This window comes from Bradyrhizobium sp. BRP56 (assembly GCF_020194035.1).
Lineage (GTDB): Bacteria > Pseudomonadota > Alphaproteobacteria > Rhizobiales > Xanthobacteraceae > Bradyrhizobium > Bradyrhizobium australafricanum.
In genome coordinates this window covers 77,713-103,008 of record NZ_JADYVV010000019.1, presented here as the reverse complement: position 1 = coordinate 103,008, position 25,296 = coordinate 77,713, and the positions used below count along the sequence as shown (strand labels likewise).

25 protein-coding genes are annotated in these 25,296 nt (G+C 64.9%); 18 read left to right on the top strand and 7 right to left on the bottom strand.

The features are described from left to right. Nucleotides 1-40 precede the first annotated feature (40 nt). The 5 genes from I6F38_RS16080 (at nt 41) to I6F38_RS16060 (ending at nt 4,678) form a co-directional block, all read left to right on the top strand. Nucleotides 41-1,030 (top strand): MBL fold metallo-hydrolase, encoded by a 990-nt coding sequence (locus I6F38_RS16080; protein ID WP_050384280.1) that lies wholly within the window; start codon nt 41-43, stop codon nt 1,028-1,030. Between the two features lie 220 nt (nt 1,031-1,250). Then, nucleotides 1,251-1,925, top strand: coding sequence for an FMN-binding negative transcriptional regulator (locus tag I6F38_RS16075; RefSeq protein WP_225161021.1), 675 nt, complete (start codon nt 1,251-1,253; stop codon nt 1,923-1,925). Beyond that, a complete protein-coding gene (gene argC / locus I6F38_RS16070) occupies nt 1,922-2,968 on the top strand; it encodes an N-acetyl-gamma-glutamyl-phosphate reductase (protein ID WP_225161020.1) in 1,047 nt (348 codons plus the stop codon). Before I6F38_RS16075 ends, argC (I6F38_RS16070) begins: the two co-directional genes overlap by 4 nt. Nucleotides 2,969-3,089: 121 nt before the next feature. After that, a complete protein-coding gene (gene argC / locus I6F38_RS16065) occupies nt 3,090-4,070 on the top strand; it encodes an N-acetyl-gamma-glutamyl-phosphate reductase (RefSeq protein ID WP_225161019.1) in 981 nt (326 codons plus the stop codon). 14 nt (nt 4,071-4,084) lie between these two features. Further along, complete coding sequence (locus I6F38_RS16060) at nt 4,085-4,678, top strand: class I SAM-dependent methyltransferase (protein WP_225161018.1); 594 nt, start codon at nt 4,085-4,087, stop codon at nt 4,676-4,678. 30 nt (nt 4,679-4,708) lie between these two features. On the opposite strand, the gene I6F38_RS16055 is transcribed toward I6F38_RS16060, so the two are convergent. Then, nucleotides 4,709-5,107 carry an MAPEG family protein gene (locus I6F38_RS16055; protein ID WP_212058212.1) on the bottom strand — a complete coding sequence of 133 codons (399 nt, stop codon included), beginning with the start codon at nt 5,105-5,107 and terminating at the stop codon, nt 4,709-4,711. 73 nt (nt 5,108-5,180) lie between these two features. Beyond that, entirely contained in the window at nt 5,181-6,989 is a 1,809-nt protein-coding gene (gene phaC, locus I6F38_RS16050) for a class I poly(R)-hydroxyalkanoic acid synthase (protein WP_225161017.1), read from the bottom strand. Nucleotides 6,990-7,280: 291 nt separating this feature from the next. Here phaC and I6F38_RS16045 point away from each other — a divergent pair, with 291 nt between their 5' ends. The 7 genes from I6F38_RS16045 (at nt 7,281) to I6F38_RS16015 (ending at nt 15,023) form a co-directional block, all read left to right on the top strand. Next, nucleotides 7,281-7,556 carry a hypothetical protein gene (locus tag I6F38_RS16045; RefSeq protein WP_016842954.1) on the top strand — a complete coding sequence of 92 codons (276 nt, stop codon included), beginning with the start codon at nt 7,281-7,283 and terminating at the stop codon, nt 7,554-7,556. A 216-nt stretch (nt 7,557-7,772) separates the two neighbouring features. Beyond that, nucleotides 7,773-8,993: an LL-diaminopimelate aminotransferase gene (locus I6F38_RS16040; RefSeq protein WP_092083451.1), complete on the top strand. Its 1,221-nt coding sequence runs from the start codon at nt 7,773-7,775 to the stop codon at nt 8,991-8,993. Nucleotides 8,994-9,031: 38 nt separating this feature from the next. Next, nucleotides 9,032-10,351, top strand: coding sequence for a homoserine dehydrogenase (locus I6F38_RS16035; protein ID WP_028342125.1), 1,320 nt, complete (start codon nt 9,032-9,034; stop codon nt 10,349-10,351). Between the two features lie 79 nt (nt 10,352-10,430). Further along, a complete protein-coding gene (glpX, locus tag I6F38_RS16030) occupies nt 10,431-11,429 on the top strand; it encodes a class II fructose-bisphosphatase (RefSeq protein WP_050420275.1) in 999 nt (332 codons plus the stop codon). Nucleotides 11,430-11,572: 143 nt separating this feature from the next. Further along, on the top strand, nt 11,573-12,292 hold the full coding sequence (locus I6F38_RS16025; protein ID WP_225161016.1) for a haloacid dehalogenase type II: 720 nt from the start codon (nt 11,573-11,575) through the stop codon (nt 12,290-12,292). A 55-nt stretch (nt 12,293-12,347) separates the two neighbouring features. Next, a complete protein-coding gene (recJ, locus tag I6F38_RS16020) occupies nt 12,348-14,189 on the top strand; it encodes a single-stranded-DNA-specific exonuclease RecJ (protein ID WP_225161015.1) in 1,842 nt (613 codons plus the stop codon). A gap of 18 nt (nt 14,190-14,207) precedes the next feature. Continuing rightward, on the top strand, nt 14,208-15,023 hold the full coding sequence (locus I6F38_RS16015) for a glucose 1-dehydrogenase (RefSeq protein ID WP_225161014.1): 816 nt from the start codon (nt 14,208-14,210) through the stop codon (nt 15,021-15,023). A 223-nt stretch (nt 15,024-15,246) separates the two neighbouring features. Here I6F38_RS16015 and I6F38_RS16010 read toward each other — a convergent pair whose 3' ends face one another. Together I6F38_RS16010 and I6F38_RS16005 are read right to left on the bottom strand one after the other, a co-directional pair. Beyond that, nucleotides 15,247-16,482 carry a lytic murein transglycosylase gene (locus tag I6F38_RS16010; RefSeq protein WP_225161013.1) on the bottom strand — a complete coding sequence of 412 codons (1,236 nt, stop codon included), beginning with the start codon at nt 16,480-16,482 and terminating at the stop codon, nt 15,247-15,249. 113 nt (nt 16,483-16,595) lie between these two features. Beyond that, the gene (locus tag I6F38_RS16005) at nt 16,596-17,171 is read right to left on the bottom strand and encodes a MarR family transcriptional regulator (protein WP_225161036.1); all 576 of its coding nucleotides are present in this window, start codon (nt 17,169-17,171) and stop codon (nt 16,596-16,598) included. 95 nt (nt 17,172-17,266) lie between these two features. On the opposite strand from I6F38_RS16005, the gene I6F38_RS16000 reads away from it, so the two are divergent. From I6F38_RS16000 to I6F38_RS15990, 3 genes are all read left to right on the top strand, one after another. Then, nucleotides 17,267-17,746, top strand: a complete 480-nt coding sequence (locus I6F38_RS16000; protein WP_225161012.1) for a carboxymuconolactone decarboxylase family protein — start codon at nt 17,267-17,269, stop codon at nt 17,744-17,746. Nucleotides 17,747-17,783: 37 nt separating this feature from the next. Next, the gene (locus I6F38_RS15995; protein WP_225161011.1) at nt 17,784-18,290 is read left to right on the top strand and encodes a cupin domain-containing protein; all 507 of its coding nucleotides are present in this window, start codon (nt 17,784-17,786) and stop codon (nt 18,288-18,290) included. Nucleotides 18,291-18,437: 147 nt separating this feature from the next. Beyond that, entirely contained in the window at nt 18,438-19,331 is an 894-nt protein-coding gene (locus tag I6F38_RS15990) for a dihydrodipicolinate synthase family protein (RefSeq protein WP_225161010.1), read from the top strand. 122 nt (nt 19,332-19,453) lie between these two features. On the opposite strand, the gene I6F38_RS15985 is transcribed toward I6F38_RS15990, so the two are convergent. From I6F38_RS15985 to efp, 3 genes are all read right to left on the bottom strand, one after another. Then, on the bottom strand, nt 19,454-19,876 hold the full coding sequence (locus I6F38_RS15985) for a DUF805 domain-containing protein (protein ID WP_225161009.1): 423 nt from the start codon (nt 19,874-19,876) through the stop codon (nt 19,454-19,456). 328 nt (nt 19,877-20,204) lie between these two features. Further along, entirely contained in the window at nt 20,205-21,809 is a 1,605-nt protein-coding gene (locus I6F38_RS15980) for a M23 family metallopeptidase (protein ID WP_225161008.1), read from the bottom strand. A gap of 128 nt (nt 21,810-21,937) precedes the next feature. After that, entirely contained in the window at nt 21,938-22,504 is a 567-nt protein-coding gene (gene efp, locus I6F38_RS15975) for an elongation factor P (protein WP_016844580.1), read from the bottom strand. Nucleotides 22,505-22,921: 417 nt separating this feature from the next. Here efp and epmA point away from each other — a divergent pair, with 417 nt between their 5' ends. Genes epmA through I6F38_RS15960 form a run of 3 tightly spaced genes read left to right on the top strand, consistent with a single transcriptional unit; the run spans nt 22,922 to nt 25,282 of the window. Next, nucleotides 22,922-23,974 carry an EF-P lysine aminoacylase EpmA gene (epmA, locus tag I6F38_RS15970; RefSeq protein WP_225161007.1) on the top strand — a complete coding sequence of 351 codons (1,053 nt, stop codon included), beginning with the start codon at nt 22,922-22,924 and terminating at the stop codon, nt 23,972-23,974. Then, nucleotides 23,971-25,062 (top strand): lysine-2,3-aminomutase-like protein, encoded by a 1,092-nt coding sequence (locus tag I6F38_RS15965; RefSeq protein ID WP_225161006.1) that lies wholly within the window; start codon nt 23,971-23,973, stop codon nt 25,060-25,062. Before epmA ends, I6F38_RS15965 begins: the two co-directional genes overlap by 4 nt. Next, complete coding sequence (locus I6F38_RS15960; RefSeq protein ID WP_225161005.1) at nt 25,031-25,282, top strand: hypothetical protein; 252 nt, start codon at nt 25,031-25,033, stop codon at nt 25,280-25,282. The genes I6F38_RS15965 and I6F38_RS15960 overlap by 32 nt, the downstream gene beginning before the upstream one ends. Nucleotides 25,283-25,296: the final 14 nt, after the last annotated feature.

The following is a 25,296-nucleotide window of genomic DNA, read 5'->3' as shown; positions in this document are numbered from 1 at the left end:
TGCGAATTCACCGGGCGCCGCTTCACTGGGAGGACACCACATGGAATTGACACGACGTCACGCTCTCGCGGGCGCTGCCGGCATTGCCGCTGCACCGTTGCTATCAGCCGTTCCTGCGGCCGCTGTGGCGGCGGTCGCCGACAAGCAGGCGCCGAGCTTCTATCGCTACAAGGTCGGCGACATCCTCGTCACCGTGGTGTCCGACGGCAAGAACGTCTTCAAGCTGGAAGACTCCTTCATCCCCAATGCGAAGCGGGACGACGTCAACGCGGCGCTGGAGAAGGCGTTCATGCCGCGCGACATGATGACGATCTGGTTCGCGCCGCTCGTGCTCAACACCGGCGGCAAGCTGGTGGTGATCGACACCGGCAATGGCGCGCTGGCGAAGGCCAGCACGAAGGGCGCCAATGGCCTGTTCGCCGACAACTTCGTCGCCGCCGGCTTCGATCCCAAGAATGTCGACATGGTCGTGATCTCGCACTTCCACGGCGACCACGTGAACGGCCTCTTGACCGCCGAAGGCACGCCGGCATTCCCGAATGCCGAGGTGCTGGTGCCGGCGACCGAGTGGAAGTTCTGGATGGACGACGGCGAGATGAGCCGGGCACCGGCCGGCCGCATGCAGGGCCTGTTCAAGAACAACCGCAATATCTTCGAAGCCGGCCTGAAGAAGAAGGTCACGCCCTACGAGTGGGGCAAGGAGATCGCGCCGGGCCTGACCTCGGTCGAGACCGTCGGCCACACGCCGGGCCACACCTCCTACGTGCTGGCCTCCGGCCCGGACAAGGTCTTCATCCAGTCCGATGTCACCAACAATCCGAACCTGTTCGCGACCAACCCCGGCTGGCATGCGTTCTTCGACCAGGACGGCGACGTGGCGGAGAAGACCCGCCGGCGCATCTACGACATGGTGGTTGCCGAGCGGCTCCAGGTGCAGGGCTTCCACTATCCGTTCCCGGGCCTCGGCAATGTGGTGAAGGACGGCAGCGGCTATCGCGTCGTGCCGGCACCGTGGAATCCGGCGATCTGAACGGTTTTTCTTGACGTCAAGGAGGCGCGGCCTTATAGCCGCGCCCATGATCAACGCCGCGACCATCATCATTGCCCGCCGCCGCCGCATTATCGCGGTATGGGCGGTCGCTCGCGTTTAAGACCATCGCCTCTGCCGCCGGACCCGATCCCGCGGCGCTCTCCTGAAAAAGACACGCGGTTCGATCTGGCGGCTCCTTCGTCATGCAGGAGCTTTGACCATGTATACGCCGCCGCCGTTCAAGCCTGACCGCGCCGCGAGCCTTGCCTTCGCGGAAGCGCGCGGTTTCGGCATGGCCTGCGCGTGGGACGGCGCCAAGCCGATCGCCTCCGCGCTGCCGTTCTATTTGACCTATGCCGCCGACGGGACGCCGCGGGCGCTGTTTCATGTTGCCCGTCACAATCCGCTGGTAAAGCTGGTGGGCGGGTCACCTTGGCTGCTGGCCGTTACCGGCGCCGACGCCTATGTTTCGCCGGACTGGTACGTGTCACCCGATCAGGTGCCGACCTGGCTCTATCAGGCGGTGCATCTGACCGGGCCGGTGCGGGCGTTGTCGGATGACGAGCTTGCCGTTCAGATCGACGCACTGAGCGCCAAGTTCGAGGACCGGCTGCTGCCGAAAAAGCCGTGGGTGTCAGGCAAGATGACCGCCGCAAGGCTGGAAACCATGAAGAAGGCCATCGTGGGTCTCGAGATGATGGTGGAAGAGGTGGAGGGCAGCTTCAAGCTGAACCAGCACAAGTCTGAAACCGATTTCGCAGCGGTCGGCAACACGCTCGCCTTGCAGGCCGAAGCCGGTGCCCAAGACATCGCGGGCTTGATGCGCGAGGTGCGCCCGCAGGCTTTCGCGATGATACAGACCGAGATGACTACGCTTCCGAGGAGCGAGCAATGACGAAGAAGAAAATCGGAATTTTGGGCGCGTCCGGCTACACCGGCGCCGACGCGGTGCGCCTGTTGGCGCGGCACCCGAATGCCGAAATCACCGCGCTTACCGCTAACACCCATGCCGGCAAGACGATGAGCGAGGTGTTTCCTCACTTCTTCATGCTCGACCTGCCAAAACTCGTGGAATGGGAAAAGGTCGACTGGACGCGGCTCGATGCCGTGTTCTGCGGACTGCCGCACGGGACGACGCAAGAGATCATCGCCGCGGTGCTGAAAGCCAATCCCAGAATCAAGATCCTCGATATGTCCGCGGATTTCCGGCTGCGCAACAAAGACAGCTATGCGCAATGGTACGGCCATGAGCACCGGGTGCTCGAATTGCAGGACGAGGCGGTCTATGGGCTGACCGAACTCTACCGGGAGGAGGTCACGGCCGCGCGCCTGGTAGCCTGTCCCGGCTGCTATCCGACGGCGGTGCTGCTGGCGCTTGTTCCGCTGGCGAAGGCAAAGCTGATTGACGTCGACGACATCATCATCGACGCAAAGTCGGGCGTCACCGGCGCCGGACGCGGACTGAAGCAGAACACGCTGTTCAGCGAGGCCGGCGAAGGGTTGTCGCCCTATTCGATCGGAAGCCATCGACACTCGGCGGAGATTGAGCAGGAGATTGGCGCGGCCGCTGGCTCGGCTGTGACGGTGAACTTCACCCCGCATCTCATTCCGATGGCGCGGGGTGAGTTCTGCACATCCTATGTCAAGCTCAACGGGGCTACGCCGGACGATTTGCGCGCCGAGCTGGAAAGGGCCTACGCCAACGAGCCGTTCGTATATGTGACGAAGAAGGGTGTGCTGCCACAGACGCAGAACGTGCGTGGTTCGAATTACGTTCAGATCGGCGTCGTCGCCGACCGGATCAAGAACCGCGCCATCGTGCTCTCGACGCTCGATAATCTTGTGAAGGGTTCGGCCGGACAGGCGATCCAGAACATGAACCTGATGTTCGGCTTGCCTGAAACCACCGGGCTGGAGCAGATCGCGCTGTTTCCATGAGCAGGGGTTGTTGTCGTGGGCGAGGGTGCGCTCAATCTAAGGATAACTGCCCGTCCCCGTTGGCGGCGCAGGCGCGGCCAGATGTGTTAAACGAAACGAACGAGCTCGAAAGGACCATGCCATGACCCTCACCGACACCAACCAGCCGAAAATCAGGAGCGGTGCGACCAAGGCCACCGTGTTCGTCGATGGCGCGTCCGGCACGACCGGCCTCGGCATCCAGGAGCGGCTGCTCTCGATCGGCGACGTCGCGGTGAAGCATATCGCCGAGGACAAGCGGAAGGACGCCGGTGCCAAGCGCGCGCTGATGGAGGAGGTGGATCTCGTGATCCTCTGCCTGCCTGACGAGGCCGCCAAGGAGACCGTGGCGTTGATCGACACCATGGGCAATGCCGCGCCGAAAGTGCTCGACGCCTCGACGGCCTATCGCGTTGCGCCCGACTGGGCCTACGGTTTTCCTGAGCTCGCGCCCGACCAGGCCGACAAGATCCGTAACGCGAAGAAGGTCTCCAATCCGGGTTGCTATCCGACCGGCGCGATCGCGCTGCTGCGGCCGATCGTCGATGCCGGCGTGCTGCCGGCGGATTATCCCGTCACCGTCAACGCGGTGAGCGGCTATTCGGGCGGCGGCAAGTCGATGATCGCCAGCTTCGAGGACGGCTCGGCACCGGCCTTCGAACTCTACGGCCTCGGCTTCGAGCACAAGCACGTGCCGGAGATGCAGCTCTATTCGCACCTGACGCGAAGGCCGATCTTCATCCCGTCGGTCGGCAACTACCGGCAGGGCATGCTGGTCTCGGTGCCGCTGCAACTCGACGCGCTGCCGGGCAAGCCTGATGGTACCGATCTGCAAGCGGTTCTGGCGAAATGGTACGCCGGCAGCAAATATGTCTCGGTGATGCCGCCGCAGAACGAGGCCGCCAAGGGCGGGCGGCTCGAGCCGGAGGCGCTCAACGAGACCAACCAGCTCGAGCTTTATGTCTTCGCCAGCGACAAGCACCACCAGGCGGTGCTGGTCGCGCGGCTCGACAATCTGGGCAAGGGCGCCTCGGGTGCCGCGGTCCAGAACATGCGGCTGATGCTCGGGCTGGCCGACAGCTGACGGCGACGCGGATCGTGGACGACGCCACGCTGCAATTCTATCGGCGCAATGCCGAGGCCTATGCCGGGTGGGCGAAAGCCCCGTCCACCCGGCTGATCGGCTTTCTGAAGCTGCTGCCGCCGGGCGGCGCGATCCTCGAACTCGGCTGTGGCGCCGGCAATCATGCTGCTGTCATGCTCGCCGAAGGCTTTGTGCTGCGTGCGACCGACGGGTCGCCCGAGATGGCCGAGGTCGCGGCGCGCCGCATCAATCATCCCGTCGAGGCGATGCTGTTCGATGAGCTCGAGGACCGCGAAGCCTATGACGGCGTCTGGGCCAGCGCGTGCCTGCTGCACGTGCCGCGCGACGAATTGGCGGGCACCATCGGCCGCATCCATCGGGCGCTGAAACCCGGTGGCGTTTTCTACGCGAGCTACAAGATCGGCCATGGCGATGGCCGCGACAGCATCGGCCGCTACTACAATTATCCCGCGGCAGACTGGCTCGCTGCCACCTACGCCTCGTCAGGGGCGTGGACGCAAGTCTCGTCCGACACCAGCGAGATCAAGAGCTTCGATGCGGCGCCGGCGACGATGCTGCATATCGTCGTGCGGAAGGCCGAGGAGTAGCGCCGGCACGATTGCCGGCGCCAATTGTCGTCAGACGATCTTGAAGATCGCGAGCGCCAGAACGGCCTGTGCAAGGAAGCCGACGGTGAAGGCCAATGTGCGGAACACCGGGATGCCGAGCGTGTAGACGATCAGGTGCGCGACGCGGGCCCAGAAATAGACGGCGCAGGCCAGCACGGTCCATTTGGTGGAATAGTCGGCGGCGTTCAGGATCAACACCAGCGGCGCGAAGATCGCGAGGTTTTCGATCGCGTTGTCGTGGGCGAACATCAGCCGGTTGGCCCATTCCGCTTGCGGCTTGTCGTTGCGCGACGGGTTGGCCATGGCGCCGGAGAGGCCGCGCACCTGCGTGCGGTTGATCGAGTAGGGAACCCACAGCAGTCCGGTCAGGATCACTGTCAGCGACAGCCAAAACAGTTCGCGCGTCATCGTCTCCCCCTCACGTGAATTCGATTCCCGACCGCCGGGACCGTCCATTTATAGCTGAGCGGAAGAGCGCGCGCTACGCGCGGACGCGGACAAAGCTGCCCGGGGCATCCTCGAGCACCGGCGTCCCGCTGGAGCCGACCATGCGCGCCGGGACCGTCTCCGGATCATGGCTTTCCAGCCAGCCGCGCCAGTCGGGCCACCACGAGCCCTTGTGCTCCTCGGCGCCCTTCAGCCAGTCGGCGAGCTTCATGTCCTTGATGTTGTCGTTGGTCCAGTACTGGTACTTCTTCGACGCGGGCGGATTGACCACGCCGGCGATATGGCCGGAGCCGGACAGCACATATCTCACCGGGCCGCCGAAGAACTGCGAACCGTAGAGCACCGATTCCGCCGGCGCGATGTGATCCTCGCGGGCGGCGAGGTTGTAGACCGGCACCTTCACCTTCGACAGATCGAGCAGCGTGTTGTCCAGCACCATGGTGCCGGTCGACAGCCGGTTCTCCAGATAGCAGTTGCGCAGGTAGTAGGAGTGGTTCGACGACGGCATCCGCGTCGCATCCGAATTCCAGTGCAGCAGGTCGAACGAGGAGGGCGTCTGGCCCTTCAGATAATTGTTCACGACATACGACCAGATCAGGTCGTTCGAGCGCAGCATGTTGAAGGCCATCGCCATCTTGCTGCCCTCGAGCACGCCGGATTCCTGCATGTCGCGTTCGAGCGCCGAGATCTGGTCCTCGTCGACGAACACCAGCAGATCGCCGGCATGGGTGAAGTCGACCTGCGCGGCAAAGAACGTCGCCGATGTCACACGCTGGCGGCGCTTCTCGGCGAGATAGGCGAGCGTCGAGGCGAGCAGGGTGCCGCCGACGCAATAGCCGGCGGTATGCACCTTCATCTCGCCGGTGACCTTCTCGATGACGTCCATCGCCGTCAGCGGGCCTTCGGTCATGTAGTCGGCCCAGGTCTTCTTGCCGAGCTCCTTGTCCGGATTGACCCAGGAGATCACGAACACCGTGATGCCCTGGTCGACGCACCATTTGACGTAGGATTTCTCGGGGCGCAGATCGAGGATGTAGAACTTGTTGATCCAGGGCGGCACGATCAGCAGCGGCGTGCGCAGCACGTTCTCGGTCGCCGGCGAATACTGGATCAGCTGCATCAGCTCGTTCTGGAAGATCACCTTGCCCGGCGTCGTCGCCATGTTGACGCCGACCTCGAGATTGGTCGAGTCGGACTGGCGGATCCGCAGCGTGCCGTGGCCGGCCTCGATATCCTCGGCCAGCATCTTCATGCCGCGCACCAGATTGTCGCCGTTGGTCTCGACGGTGGCGCGCAGCACCTCCGGATTGGTCAGCACGAAATTCGACGGCGCCAGCGCGTTGGTGATCTGCTGGACGTAGAATTCGGCCTTCTTGCGCGTGTGGGGATCGATCCCGTCGGCGTCATGGACCAGTTGCTGCGCCCATTTCGAGGTCAGCAAATAGAGCTGCAGGATGAAGTCGAAGAACTGGTTCGACTTCCATTCCGGATCCTGGAAGCGCTTGTCGCGCGGGGCCGGGGCGATCGCCGGCTTGGCATCGGCCTCGCCGGCCATGCGGCGCACCGCCGCGCCCCAGAGATCGAGATAGTCCTTGCCGAGCTGCATCTGCAGCGACGAGGCGCGCTCCTTGTCGGACAGCCAGTATTCGGCGATCACGCTGAAGGTCTTGATGACCTCACCGAGCTCATTCGGCGGCTTGTCGCGGACTTCTCCGGTCTGGCGCGGCTTGAGATAGGCAGCCAGCGCCTGGCCGCTGCTCTCCATCGCCCGCGCGATGTTCATGGCGAAGGCTTCGGCGTTGAATTTCGGGGTGGCCTGGGTGTCGGTACTAACGTTGCTCATCTGAGGTACAATATCGCGTCGTTTGGAGGGCGTCATCGCGCGGTGCGGCAACGCAAATCAGTCAAAATCCAGCATTTCGCTCTGTTGCGGTGCGAGAAAAAATCTTTGTTCCGTCATATTGAAGCCTCAGGGGTCGCTTTTGGTGTTCCCGCTTTAAGCGTTTCGGGCGACAATGGTTTGAAACGCTAAAGTCGAAATTAACGCAGCGGGGACGCTGCAAGGCTCGTACCAGTGCGACCCGTGTCGGCAACGTGCGACGTGCGCGCTAGCTTGTTGGGGACAATTCGGCGCATGCCGATCGATCGAATGAACAGGGGGCTCGCGGCCGCAGTGCTGCTCGCGTCGTTGGTGGCGCTGAGCGGGTGCTCGAGCACGATCGCCGATATGACGATGCCGGCCGATGCGCCGGCGCGTGAGAAGGACGCCGGCGGCTACCTGCCGGTCCATGATCTTCCGCCCGACCGCGCCGATCCGACGATCAAGCCGGCGGACCAGGCCAAGATCGAGCAGGAGCTGATTGCCGCGCGCGCGCGCCAGGCCTCGACGGCCGCCCAAAGCGGGAAGTAGCGCGCGACGAACGGCCGATCAGCGCTGGCGCCGCCCGGTGTCCGTGCTAAAAGAAACCCAGTTCAACCGCAGATCCGGCCGCAGCCCCCAGATCGTGCGCCTGAATTCGCTCTAAGTCATTGATTCAGTGCGATTTCTGTCAGAGGCCGAGCCGGCTTCCGCAAACTACGCCAAGGGGGTCGATTCTGGCATCGCGGTTGTCGGAGCAAGGGTCCCATGGAAGATTTTTACCGCATTCGCCGTCTGCCGCCTTATGTCTTTGAGAAGGTCAACCAGGCCAAGGCGGCCGCGCGCAACGCCGGGGCCGACATCATCGACATGGGCATGGGGAACCCGGACCTGCCGACCCCGCCGCATGTGATCGAGAAGCTCAAGGAGACGCTGGGCAAGCCGCGGACCGACCGCTACTCGGCCTCGCGCGGCATCAACGGCCTGCGCAAGGCCCAGGCCGCCTATTATGCGCGCCGCTTCGGCGTCAAGCTCAACCCCGACACCCAGGTGGTTGCGACGCTCGGCTCGAAGGAGGGGTTTGCCAACGTCGCGCAGGCGATCACGGCGCCGGGCGACGTCGTGCTGTGCCCCAATCCGAGCTACCCGATCCATGCCTTCGGCTTCCTGATGGCGGGCGGCGTGATCCGCTCGGTGCCCTCGGAGCCGACGCCGCAGTTCTTCGAGGCGGTCGAGCGGGCGATCATCCATTCGATCCCGAAGCCGATCGCGCTGATCGTCTGCTATCCGTCGAACCCGACCGCCTACGTCGCGGACCTCGACTTCTACAGGGATCTCGTCGCGTTCGCGAAGAAGCACGACATCTTCATCCTGTCCGATCTCGCCTACGCCGAGGTTTATTTCGACGAAAACAATCCGCCGCCATCGGTGCTGCAGGTGCCCGGCGCGATCGACGTCACCGTCGAGTTCACCTCGATGTCGAAGACGTTCTCGATGGCCGGCTGGCGCATGGGCTTTGCGGTCGGCAATGAGCGGATCATCGCGGCGCTGGCGCGGGTCAAATCCTATCTCGATTACGGCGCGTTCACGCCGGTCCAGGTGGCGGCGACCGCGGCGCTGAACGGTCCCGACGACTGCATCCGCGAGATGCGCGACACCTACCGCAAGCGCCGCGATGCGCTGGTCGAGTCATTCGGCCGCGCCGGCTGGGACATTCCGCCGCCGCAGGCCTCGATGTTCGCCTGGGCGCCGCTGCCCAAGGCGTTCGAGGCGGTCGGCAGCATGCAGTTCGCGACCCTGATGGTGGAGAAATCCGGCGTCGTGGTGTCGCCGGGCGTGGCGTTCGGCGAGCATGGCGAGGGCTATGTCCGCATTGCGATGGTGGAGAACGAGCAGCGCATCCGGCAGGCCGCGCGCGGTGTGCGCCGCTTCCTTGAAAGCGGCATCGAAACGTTGCACAACGTCGTTCCTCTCGCCAACCGACGCTAATCCTTCCAGGTTGTTTAATCTCCAGGTCCCTTAAATCCATGGTCGCACCCCTGAACGTGGGCATAGCGGGGCTCGGCACCGTCGGTGCCGATGTCGTCCGCCTCATCGAAACGCAAGGACGGGCGCTGGCCGAGCGCAGCGGCCGCGGCGTTCGCGTCGTCGCAGTCACGGCGCGCTCGAAAGCAAAGAAGCGCGGCCTCGACCTGCGCGGCATCGCCTGGGCGAAGAGCCCCGAGGCGCTCGCCGAGGATCCCAATATCGACTGTTTCGTCGAATTGATGGGCGGCGCCGGCGATCCCGCGCTGTCCGCGATCGAGACCGCGCTGAAGGCCGGCAAGTCGGTCGTCACCGCCAACAAGGCGCTGATTGCCAAGCACGGACTGCGTCTCGCCGCGGCTGCCGAGAAGCACGGCGGCGCGCTGAATTTCGAGGCGGCAGTCGGTGCGGCGATCCCGGTCATCAAGACGCTGCGCGAGGGCCTCGCGGGCACCAGCGTCAACCGCGTCTACGGCATCCTCAACGGCACCTGCAATTACATCCTGACCCGGATGGAGCAGGAGGGCCTGTCGTTCGAGGAGTGTCTGAAGGACGCCCAGCGGCTCGGCTACGCCGAAGCCAACCCGTCGTTCGACGTCGATGGTCACGACACCGCGCAGAAGCTCGCGATCCTGGCCAGCCTCGCCTTCGGAACCAAGGTCGCGGAAAGCGCGGTTTATGTCGAAGGCATCTCCTCGATCACGCCGGAAGATCTCAAGGCCGCCGCGGAACTCGGTTACCGGGTCAAGCTGCTCGGCGTTGCGGTGCGCACGGCAAAGGGCATTGAGCAGCGCGTGCATCCGACCATGGTGCCGAAATCATCCTCGATCGCGCAGGTGATGGGCGTCACCAATGCGGTCGCGATCGACGGCGAGGGGATTCCGCCGATCACGCTGGTGGGACCGGGCGCCGGCGGCGGCGCGACGGCCTCGGCCGTGGTCGCCGACATCGCTGACGTCGCCCGCGGCATCCGCGCCAAGCCGTTCGGCCGTCCGGTGGAGCGGTTGCGCGACACCACCAAGGCGCCGATGGAACGCCATGAGGGCGGCTATTATATCCGCCTGATGGCGCGCGATCTTGCAGGCACTGCCGCAACAATCGCCACCCGGCTGGCGGAACAGAAGATATCTCTGGAATCCATCGTGCAACGGCACCCGGATGGCGTCGATGTGAACGGTGCGGCCAAAAAACCTTCACCGGTCCCGGTCATTCTGATTACCTATGCGACCAGCGAGGATGCCGTGCATCGTGCGCTGGCCGCAGTGCAGCGCGATAAGGTCATCAGCGGCCGGCCGCAGGTGATCCGGATCGAGAAAAACTAGCGCATGGCCTGAACGGGTCGGGCGTGAGACGATTGATGCGGGCAGGCTGGCCTGTCCCCGAGGCTTAAGGAGTACGCCGATGTCGACCCATATTTCCGTTCCGCCGCAGATGCTGCTCGAGCGCATCCTGACGCTCGAAATCGTGCGCGTGACGGAGCGCGCTGCGGTGTCGGCCGCGCGGCTGCGCGGCCACGGCCAGGAGAAGGCCGCCGACAAGGCCGCGGTCGACGCGATGCGGCGCGAGCTCAACAAGCTGCCGATCGAGGGGACGGTCGTAATCGGCGAGGGCGAGCGCGACGAGGCGCCGATGCTGTTCATCGGTGAGAAGGTCGGCCTCAATGCCGGCCCCAAGGTCGACATCGCGGTCGACCCGCTCGAGGGCACCACGTTGTGCGCCAAGAACATGCCGGGCTCGATCGCCACCATGGCGATGGCCGACGGCGGCACGCTGCTGCACGCGCCCGACGTCTACATGCAGAAGATCGCGATCGGCCCGGGCTACGCCAAGAACGTGATCGAGCTCGACGCGCCGCCGGCCGACAATGTCCGCCGGCTCGCCAAGGCCAAGGGCGTCGACCCGACCGCCATCAACGTGCTGGTGCTCGATCGTCCGCGCCATGCCGACATCATCAACAGCGTGCGTTCGACCGGCGCTGCCGTGCAACTGATCACCGACGGCGACGTCGCCGGCGTCATTCACTGCGCCAAGCCCGATGAGACCGGCGTCGACATGTATATCGGCACCGGCGGTGCGCCCGAGGGCGTGCTCGCGGCGGTCGCGCTGCGCTGCATCGGCGGCCAGATGCAGTGCCGCCTGATCCTCGACACCGAGGAGAAGCGCGAGCGCGCGCACAAGATGGGCGTCACCGATCCGAAGATGATCTACGGCATCGAGGACATGGCCAAGGGCGACTGCCTGTTCGCCGCTACCGGCGTCACCACCGGCTCGCTGCTGACCGGCGTGAAGTTCAAGAAGGACGTGATCGAGACCGAGACGGTCGTGATGCGCTCGGTCACCGGCACCGTGCGCTACATCAAGGCGGAGCATCGGCAGCTGGAGAAATTCCACTTGGATTAATATCCGCCGTCATTCCGGGGCGTCCGAAGGACGAACCACTGATGCGCAATTGCGCATCGGGGAATCTCGAGGTTCCGGGTTCGATGCTCCGCATCGCCCCGGAACGACGCGCTAAACAAACAACAAAAAACAGGGAGACGCGCATGTCCGATCTGTCCGGGGTCAAGGCGCTGGTGTTCGACGTGTTCGGGACCGTGGTCGACTGGCGCACCAGCTTGATCAACGACTTCACCAAATGGGGCGAGACGCGCGGTATCAAGGCCGATTGGACCGCGCTGGTCGACGGCTGGCGCGCGGTCTATGCGGCCTCGATGGACGAGGTGCGCAAGAACCCGCAGAACGGCTACGTCATCCTCGACGTATTGCACCGCCGCTCGCTGGAAAAACTCGTTGCGCAGTTCGACATCAAGGGGCTGAGCGAGGCCGATTTGCAACATCTGACGCTGGGCTGGCATCGCCTGCACGGGTGGCCCGACAGCGTCGCCGGCCTGACCCGGCTGAAGACCAAATACATCATCTCGCCGCTCTCCAACGGCAACGTCGCGCTGCTCACCAATATGGCGAAGTTCGCAGGGCTCCCGTGGGATCTCGTGATGTCGGCCGAACTGTTCGAGCACTACAAGCCCGATCCGGAAACCTATCTCGGCGCCGCGAAGCTGCTCTGCCTGCCGCCGGAGCAGGTGATGATGGTCGCCGCGCACAATTACGACCTGAAGCACGCGCAGAAGCTCGGCCTGAAGACCGCCTTCGTGGCGCGTCCGACCGAATACGGTCCGCTGCAAAAGTACGATTTCGAGGCCACCGGCGAGTGGGACATCGTGGCCAAGGATTTCGGGGAAATCGCCAGCCGAATGGGCTGCTAGAACTGGTCCACAAATCATCGAAGCGTTACGATTCCTGCCTGATTGGGAAGGGCTCATGACGCTGCACGCATCCGCACTGCCCGTCGAGGCGCCACAGGCGTTCCTCGGCGTGACGCGGTCGCTGACCGGAAAACTCTGGCGCGACCGACTGGATGCGCGCGGGGCAGCCCGGGCGCTCGCGATTGTGCAGCGCTATCAATTGCCGGAAATGCTGGCGCGCGTGCTGGCGGGGCGCGACGTCGAGATCGACGAGGTTCCCGACTTTCTCGACCCGACCATCCGCAAGCTGATGCCGGATCCTCACACGGTCACCGAGATGGAGCATGCGGCCAAGCGCATCGCGGATGCTGCGGTGCGCGGCGAGAAGGTTGCGATCTTCGGCGACTACGACGTCGACGGTGCGACCTCGGCCGCGCTGCTGACCTGGCATCTGCGCCATTGCGGGCTGGACCCGCTGATCCACATTCCCGACCGCATTTTCGAAGGCTACGGGCCGAACGTCGACGCCGTGCGTGCGCTGGCGGCGAAGGGCGCGACGCTGCTCGTCACGGTCGATTGCGGCACCACCAGCATCGAGCCGCTGGCGGAAGCCAGGAAGCTCGGGATGTCGGTCGTCGTGATCGATCATCACCAGACCGGCGATGTGTTACCCGAGGTCGACGCACTGGTGAATCCGAACCGGCCCGACGATCTCTCGGGGCTCGGCCATCTTGCAGCGGTCGGCCTCGTGCTGGTGACCTTGGTCGCGGTGAATCGCGAACTGCGTCAGCGCGGCTTCTGGACCGGCGAGATGCCGGAGCCGGACCTGCTCAGCGTGCTGCATCACGTCGCGCTCGGCACCGTCGCCGACGTCGCGCCGCTGATCGGACTCAACCGGGCCTTCGTCGCCAAGGGCCTGATCGCGATGCGCCGCCGCGACCATGTCGGCCACACCGCGCTGATGGATGTCGCGCGCCTGAACGGCCCGCCGGAGGCCTGGCATCTCGGCTTCATGCTGGGACCGCGCATCAATGCCGGCGGCCGGATCGGGCGCGCCGATCTCGGCGTGCGGTTGTTGCTCGAAGGCGATATCTCGGAAGCTGCGCGGATCGCGGCCGAGCTCGATCGCCTCAATGCCGAACGGCGCGTGATCGAGCAGGCGGCCGAGGCGCAGGCCGAGGCCGAGGCGCTGGCTTCGCTCGGGCTCGAGGACAAGGGCGCTGTCATCGTCACCGCGGCGGAAGGCTGGCATCCCGGCGTGGTCGGGCTGGTCGCGGCACGGCTGAAGGAGAAGTTCGCGCGTCCCGCGTTCGCGATCGCGCTGGAGCCCGGCGGCATCGGCACGGGGTCGGGCCGCTCGATCGGCGGCGTCGATCTCGGCAAGGCGGTGCGGCAGGCGGTGCACGACGGCCTTCTGATGAAGGGCGGCGGGCACGCGATGGCGGCCGGCGTCACGCTGCGCAAGGAGAAGCTCGCCGAATTCCGCGCTTACATGGAGAGCGCGCTGGCGGCCGACGTCGCCAATTCGCGGCACGAGAACGAGCTGTTCATCGACGGCGCCGTAACCGCGCGCGCGGTGACGCCGGAGTTTGCTGCGACGCTCAATCGCGCGGGCCCGTTCGGCAGCGCCAATCCGGAACCGGTGATCGCGCTGCCGTCGCATCAGCTGGTCTATGCCGACGAGGTCGGGCAGGCGCATCTGCGGCTGCGCTTCAAGTCCGGCGACGGCTCCATCGTCAACGGTATCGCGTTCCGTTCCGTCGGACAGAAGCTCGGCAGCGCCTTGACGCAAAATCGCGGCCAGCAATTGCACGTGGCGGGCTCTCTTGCGGTCGACCGTTGGCAAGGCACCGAACGTGTGCAATTCCGTGTCCTCGACGTCGCGGTGCCGGATCAGGGCCCGACGGTGATCCGATAAGAAACGTTGGGAGAGGACATGGCAGGACAGGTTGAAGGCAAGGTCGCGCTGGTGACCGGCGGCGCATCAGGCATTGGCGAAGCCATCGTTGAATTGCTCGCGCAGGAAGGCGCGACCGTTATTGCGACCGATATCGATGAGTTGAGGGGACCCGAGCTCGCCGCGCGGCTCACCAAGGCCGGGCGGAACGTGACCTTCTTGCCGCAGGACGTCACCAGCGAGGAGCGCTGGATCGAAATCATCAGTGAGATCGGCAAGCGCCATGGCCGCCTCGATATCATGGTCTCGAATGCCGGCGTCGGCATCGGAGCGCCCTCGATTGTCGAGATGTCGCTCGCGGACTGGCGCCGCCAGACCGCCATCAACATCGACGGCGTATTCCTGTCGGTGAAGCACTCGCTGCCGTTGATGCGCAAGCACGGCGGCGGCTCCATCATCATGATGTCGTCGCTGGCCGGCCTGCGCGGCGCGGCGACCCTTTCCGGCTACAGCGCCACCAAGGGCGCGGTCCGCTTGTTCGCCAAGTCGATCGCGATGGAGTGCGCACAGGTCAACGACGGCATCCGCGTCAACTCGGTGCATCCCGGCATCATCGACACGCCGATCTGGGGCAAGATCCCGACCGGCGCGACCGGTGCCGGCCAGAACGCGCCGATCGATCCGGAGGAGCGCGCGAGGTTCGCCACACCGCTGGGCCGCGCCGGCCAGGCCATCGAGATCGCCCAGGGCGTGCTCTATCTCGCTTCCGACGCGTCGCGTTACGTCACAGGCAGCGAGCTTGTGATCGACGGCGGCATGAATGCCGGCGGCGTGGTGCGGCAGCCTGCGAAATAGTCTCCGTCATTGCGAGGAGCGAAGCGACGAAGCAATCCATAGTCCCGCATATGCGGAGGGATGGATTGCTTCGCCGCGCTCGCAATGACGGTGAGCGGTCAATGCGGCAGCCTGCGAGCCGGTAGGAGCGAACTGTCGTAGCCCGGATGAGCGGAGCGACATGAGGGAAATGCGTCCCCGGGTATCGCTTTCGCTCACCCGGGCTACGCGGATCGCATGATGGCTAGCCGCCTTGGCGTAACCGCGCCAGCACCTTGAGCCCGCCGTAACCGTCGGCGGGCAACAGGCCCATCTTGATCTGAAAATCCTTGATCGCCTTCATGGTGTCGTTGCCGACGCGGCCGTCGGTGCCACCGGTGTCGAAGCCGGCCTTGGTCAGCCGCGTCTGCATCTCCTGCACCTCGGCCAGCGTCAGCGCGCGTTCCGAGCCCGGGAAGGGCTGGATGAAGGGCGGCCCGCCGAGGCAGCGATCGCCAAGATGGCAGATCGCCAGCGCGTAGTTCATCGACGGGTTGTAGCTCTTCACCGAATTGAAGTTCGGACCGAGCAGGAAGGCCGGGCCACCCGCGACCGGGATCCACAGTTGCGCTGATGCGTTCGGCTGCGGAAATGGCTGGCCGTCGGCTCTGACGACGCCGGCGCTGGCCCAGGCCGCATAGGTGCGGCTGCCGCTGGCGCCGCCGCCGGGCGCGCGGACCTCGTAGCCCCAATGCTCGCCGCGGTGCCACTTGCCGCGGTTGACGAGATATTTCGCGGTCGAGCCCAGCGCGTCGTCGGGCCGGCCGAACGGCGAGACCTTGCCGTCGCCGTCATAGTCGAAGCCGACATTGAGCCAGACTTCCGGCATCCACTGCGAATGACCCATCGCGCCGGCCCAGGAGCCGTTCATCTCCTGGGGCATGCTCCAGCCGCGCTGCACGATCTTCATCGCGTTGATCAGCTCGGTCTCCCAATAGGCCTTGCGACGCGGCTCGTTCCAGGCGAGCGCCGCCAGCGAGGGAAACACCGGCGTCATGTGGTTCTGCTGCACCAGCGGATCGCCATAGGCGGACTCGACGCCCCACAGCGCGAGCAGCGTGCCGCGCTCGACGCCGAAGTCGCGTTCGATCCGGCCGAACAGCGCCTCGTTCTTCTTCAGCGCCTCCTTGCCGTGAATGACCCGCCAGTCGGAGACGCGGCGATTGATGTACTGCCAGATCTGCTCATGGAATTCAGGCTGGTTGCGCATCTGCCTGAACACGCTCATGTCGGGCTCGATCCGCCCCATGCAGCGATTCCAGGTCGCCTCCGAAATGCCTTTTGCGAGCGCGCGGGCGCGAAAATTGTCGCGCCACTGGTCGAAGCCCGGAGGGGCGGCGGCGAGCGCGCCGAGCGGATTGACGAGCACCACGCCGGCCGCGAGCCCGGCCTTCAGGACGGCGCGGCGGGCAGGGGATTTCGGAGAATCAGGCTGTTTCATCGGGCCAGTGTAGCGGCGCCGATCGGGTGAGCCAAAAGCCACGCCGCCGCAGGAGCCATTGTTTTAAGCATGACCTCATCGGAAAACCGGTTCCCACCTTTCCGGGTCATGCTCTAGCTATCCTGCAAATCTATGGCGATTTTTGACAGCCACCGGCGCACCACCTGTTCCGACCTGGCATCGAGGCTGGCGGCGAGCCGGCGTTCCTGGGCCTGGGCGATCTGCCGGCATTTCTCCAGCAGTGTGGTTCCATGGCTGGTCAGGGTCCATTGCAACACGCGGCCGTGGACCGGGTGCGGCGTCTTGCCGATCGCGCCATCGCGCTCGAGGTTGCGGATGATCACGCTCACGGTCTGCGGGGTCAGCAGCGCGACGCGAGCCAGATCGGCGCCTGAGAGCCCCGGATAGGCTTTCAGCATCGTCAGCACGACGAATTGCGGCGAGGTGACGCCGAGCCGTCCCAGTTGGCGCTCCATCGACAGCCGCGAGGCCGCGTGGGCCTGGCGCAGCAGATAGGCGAGATAGCCCTGCTCGCCGCGCTTGCCTTCGCCCGGCGCCGGGACGGAAGGGGCGAGCAGGACGTCGCCTGCGTTCGATCCCGCATTCGCTGCGGCCCTTCGGCCGGCGGCCTTTCCGACCGGACGCCGCTCGGCGGTGCCGGATTTGCCTCGTTTCTGCATTGCCGCCATGTCGCCTGCTGCCGCCTTCGCCGATGTCCGCATCTTGCCGATGATATCAGAGCTCTGATAATATCTCAGCACACTGATAACATGAGGCCAGGCCAATGTCACATGCCCGCAAGGAATACACCGACTTCGAGAAGCTCGCGCCCGACGTCTTCGCCGCCGTGCGCGCACTCGGCCAGTTCGCGGCGAAGGCCGGCCTCGACAAGCAGCTGCTCGAGCTGGTCAAGCTGCGCGCCTCGCAGATCAACGGCTGTGCGTTTTGCGTGCAGTATCACATCCTGCAGGGCGAGAGCCTCGGCGTGCCCGCCGACAAGCTGAACCTCGTCGTGGTGTGGCGCGAGGCGCCGCAGTTCACGCCGCGCGAGCGCGCCGCGCTGGCCTGGACCGAAGCGCTGACGACCCTGCCGAGCGGCGTCAGCGACGAGGTCTATGTGCAGGCCACCGCTGAATTCTCCGAGCAGGAGCTGACTTACCTGACCTCGGCGATCGCATCGATCAATGTCTGGAACCGGTTCGGCGCGGCCTATCGCTGGACGCCGCCGCCGCGCCGGCAGCGTGCGGACGCGGCGGCTTCGTAACGTCGAGACGGAACGGCAACCGACAGGGAGAAAAACAATGATCTCGATGGCAATGACACCATCCCTTCCATTCGCGCGTCCGCCGCGGCCGGTCGCGCTGGCGGTGATCGCGGGACTGGCCTCCGCCTTCGTAATCGGCAAGGCACTGCCGACCCCGATGGACGCGATCTCCTCCGTCATCGCGCCACTGTGCGCCAGCGCCAATGCGGCGTCGCCGCTCGACAAGGTCGAGGTCATCAGCTCGCACGCGCTGCCCAATGTGGCGGGCAAGCGTGTCACGGTGGTGCGTGTGTTCTATGGTCCCGGCGGCTTCACGCCGCCGCACCGCCATTCCGGTTCGGTGACCGCCTACATCACCAAGGGTGAAATCCGCTCCCAGCTTGGCGGCGGGCCGGTCGAGACCTTCAAGGTCGGCCAGTCCTTCTTCGAGCCGCCGGGCTCGACCCACATGGTCTCGGCCAATGCGAGCACCACCGAGCCGGCGGAGCTGATCGCGGTGTTCGTGGCGGATGAGGGCGCGCAGCTGACCACGATGCTCGAATAGCGATCGGTTGGGCGCTCGTTCTGCTAGACATGCGCACTGGACCAGTTTGGTGCCCAGTTCGCGTGAAACTGGACCTTGCGCGCAACGGGGCGTGTCGATTGATTGCACGACACGTTGCGGCGATGATTGCCGACGAGGGACAAATCGATGATCAGCCTGAAGGGGCTCTCTGCCTTCCCGATAACACCTTCGAACCGGGATGGGCGGGTTGATGTGGGCGCGCTCCGCGCCTTGCTCGACCCCTTGATTGCGGCGAAAGTGGATTCGGTCGGGCTGCTCGGAAGTACCGGCTCATATCCGTATTTCAGCCGCGATGAGCGGCGGCGCGCCGTGCAGGCGGCGACCGCCTTGGCGGACGGCAACACACCAATACTGGTTGGCATCGGCGCACTGCGCACCGACGATGCGGTGCGGTTGGCTCAAGATGCGCGTGATGCCGGCGCGACGGCGGGCCTGTTGGCAGCGGTTTCCTATACGCCGCTGACCGATGACGAGGTCTTTGAGCACTTCCAAACCGTGGCCCGCGAGAGCGGGTTGCCGATCTGCATCTATGACAATCCCGGCACGACTCATTTTCAATTCACGCCGGCTCTCATCGGCCGTCTGAGCCGGGTCGGGGGAATCGTCGCGGTGAAAAGTCCGGCGCTGGATGCTTCGACGGTGGCGGGCCATCTCAGGGAATTGCGGGCTGTGGTTCCGTACGGCGTTGCGTTGGGTTACAGCGCCGACTGGAATTGCACCGAGGCGCTGCTGGCGGGCGGAGATACCTGGTACAGCGTTCTCGCAGGAATTTTCCCGAAGGTCTGCGTGGACATCGTGCGCGCCGCGACGAGCGGCGATGCGGCCCGGGCGCGAGAACTCAACGCGCGTCTGCAGCCGATTTGGGATCTGTTCAGGACATATTCCAGTCTGCGTGTTGTCTACGCACTTGCCAATCTCAGAGGGGTCTGCACGGCCGACCCTCCACGTCCGATATTGCCGCTGCCCGCGGACGCTCAGAGGCGCGTCAAGGAGACGTTGGCTGCGATGGAGATCGACTGATCGCAACCACGGCGGAAGGCGCTAAAGCGCGATGAGATTAGGTTGAATCGTCATCGCGCTTTAGCTCTTTGTTTGAGCATGATCTTTTCGGAAAACCGCTTCGCACTTTTCCGGATCATGCTTTAGATGCCGGCGCGCGCCAGCGGGTCGCGGCCGAACCGGTTGTCACCCTTCGATCCCGGCAGCACGCTCAGCGTTGCGACGAGCGCCAGATAGGGGATCCAGTATTTGACGTGCAGCGCGGCGGCGAGGTGCGGAATGGCGAGGATCGTCAGCGCCCACCAGCCTGAGACGTTGAGGTCGTGCAGCCGCTTTACCAGGATCGCCGCGAACGGCCACAATGACAGCATGAGCAGCAAACGCAGGACGGACAACTCGTCGGCGGGCGGGCTGCTGTCGTAATAACGTGGGCCGGGGTCGAGCCTTACGCCGATGCGAATGACGAGCATGTCGACCAAGACGAGGCCGAAAAATCCCAGGCTGAATTCCTGCCGGCTGATGCGGCCTTTCACCGAGAGAAAGAACCAGCTGAAGGTCGAGAGCATGCTTGGTTATGGTCCAGCCTGAACGGGCATCTGATAGGGACTTGCGTCCGATGGTCAAAGCGGGACAGGTTCCCGCGGTTTGCTGCTTCCATCATGATCATTCAAGCTGGCAATTGTCGCCGCGACATGGCGCGCATCAATGCGATTCCGAATGGAACCTGCGGTGGGCGTTTGCACAATTTCGGAATAATGGAATAATGCCGCTGATTTGCCCGACGTGTCAAGTTGTCGTGTCGAACGACGGCAGCCGCCGGCTACTTTGCATGGGGTTGTTTTCGATATTTTGGCAGTCCGCCCCGAACCGGTGTCCCCTTCGCTCGACAACACTCTAATTGCCGCCGCCTTCCTGGGTGTCGATGCGATGCACGACGTCGTCGGGCAGGGCATGGGCCACGGCGGCTGCAAGCCCGGGCTCCGGTCCGATCTCGCGGCCGTGGCCGCGGATCAGCCGCTCATAGGCCGACACCAACGTAGTGTAGGGATTGACCCACAGCCAGCCGTCGCGCGTGAACAGCTGGACGTCGAAATGCAGATGCCGCGATGTGCCGTTGGGGTGGTCGAGATAGTTCGAGACCACGCCGATCTTCTCGCCCTCGCTGACGCGGCGTCCGTTGAGCAGGCCGTCGGCATCCATCACTGACGGGTTCATGTGCATGTAGCGGAAGCGGACATGCTCGGTGCGGGTGTTGACCTGCAATGTGGCGGCCTGCTGTTGCGCGGAGCGGATCACGATACTGTCGCGCACCGCAACGACCGCCTGCTGCTTGGGGTCGCAGCCATCCTTGCTGTCGACAGGACATGCGCCGGGGCGGATGTCCTGGCCCTGATGACCGTAGCCGCTGGCGCATTGGCCGACCTCGAAGCTGCGCGCCTCGCAGAAATTGTCTTGCCAGGGATACGTGTCGATGGCCGCGCCGGGCTTGCGCTTGGCGAAGGATTGCGAGTGGGCGAAAGCCGGCGCCTTCTCGAGCGGAAAGCGGATCTGCGAATAGACGGTGAAGTCGGCGTGGCCGCCTTGTTGCCTGCGGCCGCCGCTGCCCGCGACGATGTCGCCGCTCGGGTGGTAGGTGAAGTCGGCGGATTGCGCGGCTGGTCGCTCGGCGATGTCGGAGGCGACGTCGCTGCGCGGCCGTGACGGCTGGCCGCCGGCGATGCGCAGGGCCTTCAGAAACCGCTCGGCGACCGGATAGGCCTCGCGGCAGGCCAGCCGCTTCGGCCGCGGCGCGCTGTCGAGGCACTGGATCGAGACGACATAGGGAATCCCGAAGCGAGTGAAGGCGTAGCGGACATAGCCCTCGCGAATGAAGCGGCGCAGGTCCGGAAACTGCGCGGCCAGCGTCTTGACCGGCTCGCCCTTGCCGCCGAGCCGGTCGGCGAGGTCGTAGACCAGGATCGAGCCGGAAATCTGCACCTCGACCGGCTTTGCAAATGTCCGCGGCGGCAGGCCGTCGCCGGCGCCGGGGTCGAGCGAGAACACGGCATCGTAGCCCGATGCACCGGCATGGAAGAAATCGACCGCGCGGAAGTCGGCCTGGTAGCGCGCGATCGGCAGGGTGTCCGGCGCACCGTTTTGCCGCGCGTCGAGATAGCTTGCGGGGTCGAACGGCAGCAGCACCGGGATCGGGCTCTGCGCAATGCCGGGAAACAGCGGCGCCGTCACCGCGTTCAACTGCACCAGCGCAGGCGTCGCCCGCGGATCGGTGGCGGGGACGCGGCGTTGTCCGGCGAAAGTGAAGCCGGCGGAGACGGCCGGGCGGCTGCCGATCTCCTGCCGCAACTGGTCGAGCACGGCGCGCCATTCGACCCGCATGGCCGAGATCGATGGCGTTCGGAATTCGTCGGCATGCGCGCCGTGAAGAGGCGAGAGCAGGGCTGCCAGCCAGCAACTGACGAAGCTGACCACCTTCCTGTTCACTGCACACCCCGGGCTCATGTCTGATCGCCCGTAAGACTAAAGCAAGTTCCGGAAAAGTGTGTAGCGGTTTTCGGTAAAGTTGACGCTTAACCAACAAGTTGAGGCGCGGTGACGATTCATTTCAAATCCCACCGCGACTCAAGCGCTCAGTCCTTGGCGCGTTCGACGTAGGAACCGTCTTCGGTCATGACCACGATGCGCGTGCCCGTGGTGATGTGCGGCGGCACGCCGGTGCGCAGGCCATTGGACAGCATGGCCGGCTTGTAGGACGAGGAGGCGGTCTGGCCCTTGGTCACGGGCTCGGTCTCGACCACTTCCAGCGTCACGCGCTGCGGCAGCTGGATCGCGACCGGGTTGCCCTCGTGCATCGAGAGCTTCACGGTCATGTTCTCCTGCAGATACGGCGCGGACGAGCCGACGATCTCCTTGGAGACCTGGACCTGGTCGTAGTTGTCGTTGTTCATGAAGTGGAAGCCGTCGCCATCTTCATAGAGGTAGTTGTAGTTGTGGTCCTCGACGGTGGCCTTCTCGACCTGGTCGGTGGTCTTGTAGCGCTCCGAGACCTTCACGCCGTCGCCGATGCGGCGCATTTCGATCTGGCTGACCGGGGTGCCCTTGCCGGGATGAATGTTCTCGGCGGAAAGGACCACATAGAGCTTGCCGTCCTGCTCGATGACGTTGCCCTTGCGGATGGAACTGGCGATGACTTTCAAAGGTGTTTCCCTGAATTTGAGAGCCTAAGGGCGCCAACCGGATCGGCAGCCCCTCGGCCATGGCGGCGATTTCGGGCTGCAACATACTGATTTGTCCCTGAGATGCCAGTCTTTTGCGGCCGAATTCGCAAGGTTGCCAACCGTCCCGGCCGTCCCGATCGGCCCTATTTTCGGGCCATGGGGCTCATCCGTTTCAGCGAATCTGCCGATGGGACGCGCGAGCCGTCGTTCAAGTTCAGCCACGTGCGCGCATGGACAAGGTGCGCGTCTTTCGACAAGAAGGGATCAGCCTCGCTGCGTTCCGCGGAGGCTCGGGCTGTGTAGGCTTATGAATTTGTGTGGAATCAATCGGTTGCGCGGGACTCTTGAGTGCGGATGGCGGCTCGTTGATGTTGAATCCATGAGGATGCTCTGGCGATGACAGCTCATGACCGGCCGTCGCCCTGGTGGATGCCGCAGCGCTATGCCGACCGCAGGCCGTTCCTGCAGGCGCGGACGGCGATCACGCGAGCGCTGCGCGCCTGGTTCGAGGAGCAGGGGTTTGCCGAGGTCGAGACCGCGATCCTGCAGATCTCGCCGGGCAACGAGACCCATCTGCACGCTCCCCGCACCGAGCTCAGGCACGCCGATGGCTCACATGCGCCGCGCTATCTGCGCACCTCGCCGGAGTTCGCCTGCAAGAAGCTGCTCGCGGCCGGCGAGCCGAAGATTTACGAGTTCGCGCGGGTGTTCCGCGACCGCGAGCGCGGCGACCTGCATCTGCCCGAATTCACGATGCTGGAATGGTACCGCGCCAATGCCGGCTATGACGCCATCATGGCCGACACGATCGTGGTGATCGCCCATGCGGCGCAGGCGACCGGTATCGGCCGGTTTTCATTCCGCGGCAGGACGGTCGATCCGTTTGCGGAGCCGGAGCTGCTGACGGTCGCGGCAGGTTTCGAGCGCTTCGCCGGCATCGACCTCCTGGCGACGATCTCAGGCGGCGAAGGCGACCGCGAGGCGCTGGCGTCGGCTGCTGCAGCGCGGGTGCGGGTTGCAGATGACGACACCTGGTCCGATATCTTCAGCAAGGTGCTGGTCGAGCATATCGAGCCTCATCTGGGACAGGGCCGTCTGACGGTGCTGTTCGAATATCCGTCGCCAGAGGCCGCGCTGGCGCGCACCAAGGCCGGCGATCAGCGCGTCGCCGAGCGTTTCGAGGTCTATGCCTGCGGCGTCGAGCTCGCCAACGGCTTCGGCGAGCTGACCGACGCGGCCGAGCAGCGCCATCGTTTCACCGCAGCGATGGACGAGAAGGCCCGCCGTTATGGCGAGCGCTATCCGCTCGACGACGACTTCCTTGCCGCGGTCGGCCAGATGCCGGAGGCCAGCGGCGTCGCGCTCGGCTTCGACCGGCTGGTGATGCTGGCGAGCGGTGCGCCACGAATTGATCAGGTGGTCTGGACGCCGCCTGCGGGAGAGCCATGAACAGGATCGATCCAAAACTGGCGGCGACGCTGCGACAGCCGCGCGAGCTGGTCGATGCCGGGCTCGCGCCGGTCGCAGCACTTGCGGAGCTCGAGCGGGTCGCTGCGCGCTACGCGGTCGCGGTGACGCCGGAGCTCGCCGCGCTGATTGACCCGGCCGATCCCGCCGACCCGATCGCGCGGCAGTTCATCCCGAGCGCCGACGAACTCGTCGAGCAGCCGGGCGAGAACGCCGATCCGATCGGCGACGATGCGCATTCGCCGGTCGCCGGAATCGTGCATCGCTATCCCGATCGGGTGTTGTTCAAGCTCGTCCATGTCTGCGCGGTGTATTGCCGGTTCTGTTTCCGGCGCGAAATGGTCGGGCCGGGAAAAGCCTCGGCCTTGTCCGATGACGCCTACCGTGCGGCGCTGGATTACATCCGCAGCCATCCGGAGATCTGGGAAGTCATCCTGACCGGCGGCGATCCCCTGATGCTGTCGCCGCGCAGGCTGACCGAGATCATGGCCGATCTCGCCGACATCGATCATGTGAAGATCGTTCGCCTCCACACCCGTGTTCCGATCGCCGATCCGGGCCGTATCAATCCCGAGATGATCGCGGCACTGCGGGTCGAAGGCGCGACGACCTGGATCGCGATCCACGCCAACCATCCGCGTGAGCTGAGCAACAATGCCCGCGCGGCGTGCGCGCGCCTTGCCGACGCCGGCATTCCCTTGGTGAGCCAGTCCGTCCTGCTGCGCGGCGTCAATGATGACGCTGCGACGCTCGAGGCGCTGATGCGCGGCTTCGTCGAGTGCCGGATCAAACCCTATTATCTGCATCACGGTGACCTTGCGCCCGGCACAGCGCATTTGCGCACCACGATCGAAGCCGGGCAGGAACTGATGCGGGCGTTGCGCGGGCGTGTGTCCGGACTTTGTCAGCCGGATTATGTGCTCGACATCCCCGGCGGCCACGGCAAGGCGCCGATCGGCCCGAGCTATTTGTCGCAGCCGGCTTCCCGCGAACGTGAAGATCCGGTGGAACGGCGCTACCGTATCGTCGATTATTGTGGTGACGTTCATCTTTACCCGCCGCAATCCTGAGGCGGCGATGAGCGGGGCCGGGGACGGACAGCAGGAGCCGCCGGAGGACGGGGGCAACCGCAGCATCGAAAATGCTGTGATGTTCGGCTTCTTTGTGGTGCTGGTCGCCGCGGGAATCTGGCTCCTTGGCACGATGGCCGATATACGGAAGGTACAGGATTGCGCAGCGCAGGGGCGAAGCAACTGTGCTACCGTCGAAGTGCCGGAACGGGCGCGATAGGGTTGAGAAGCGGA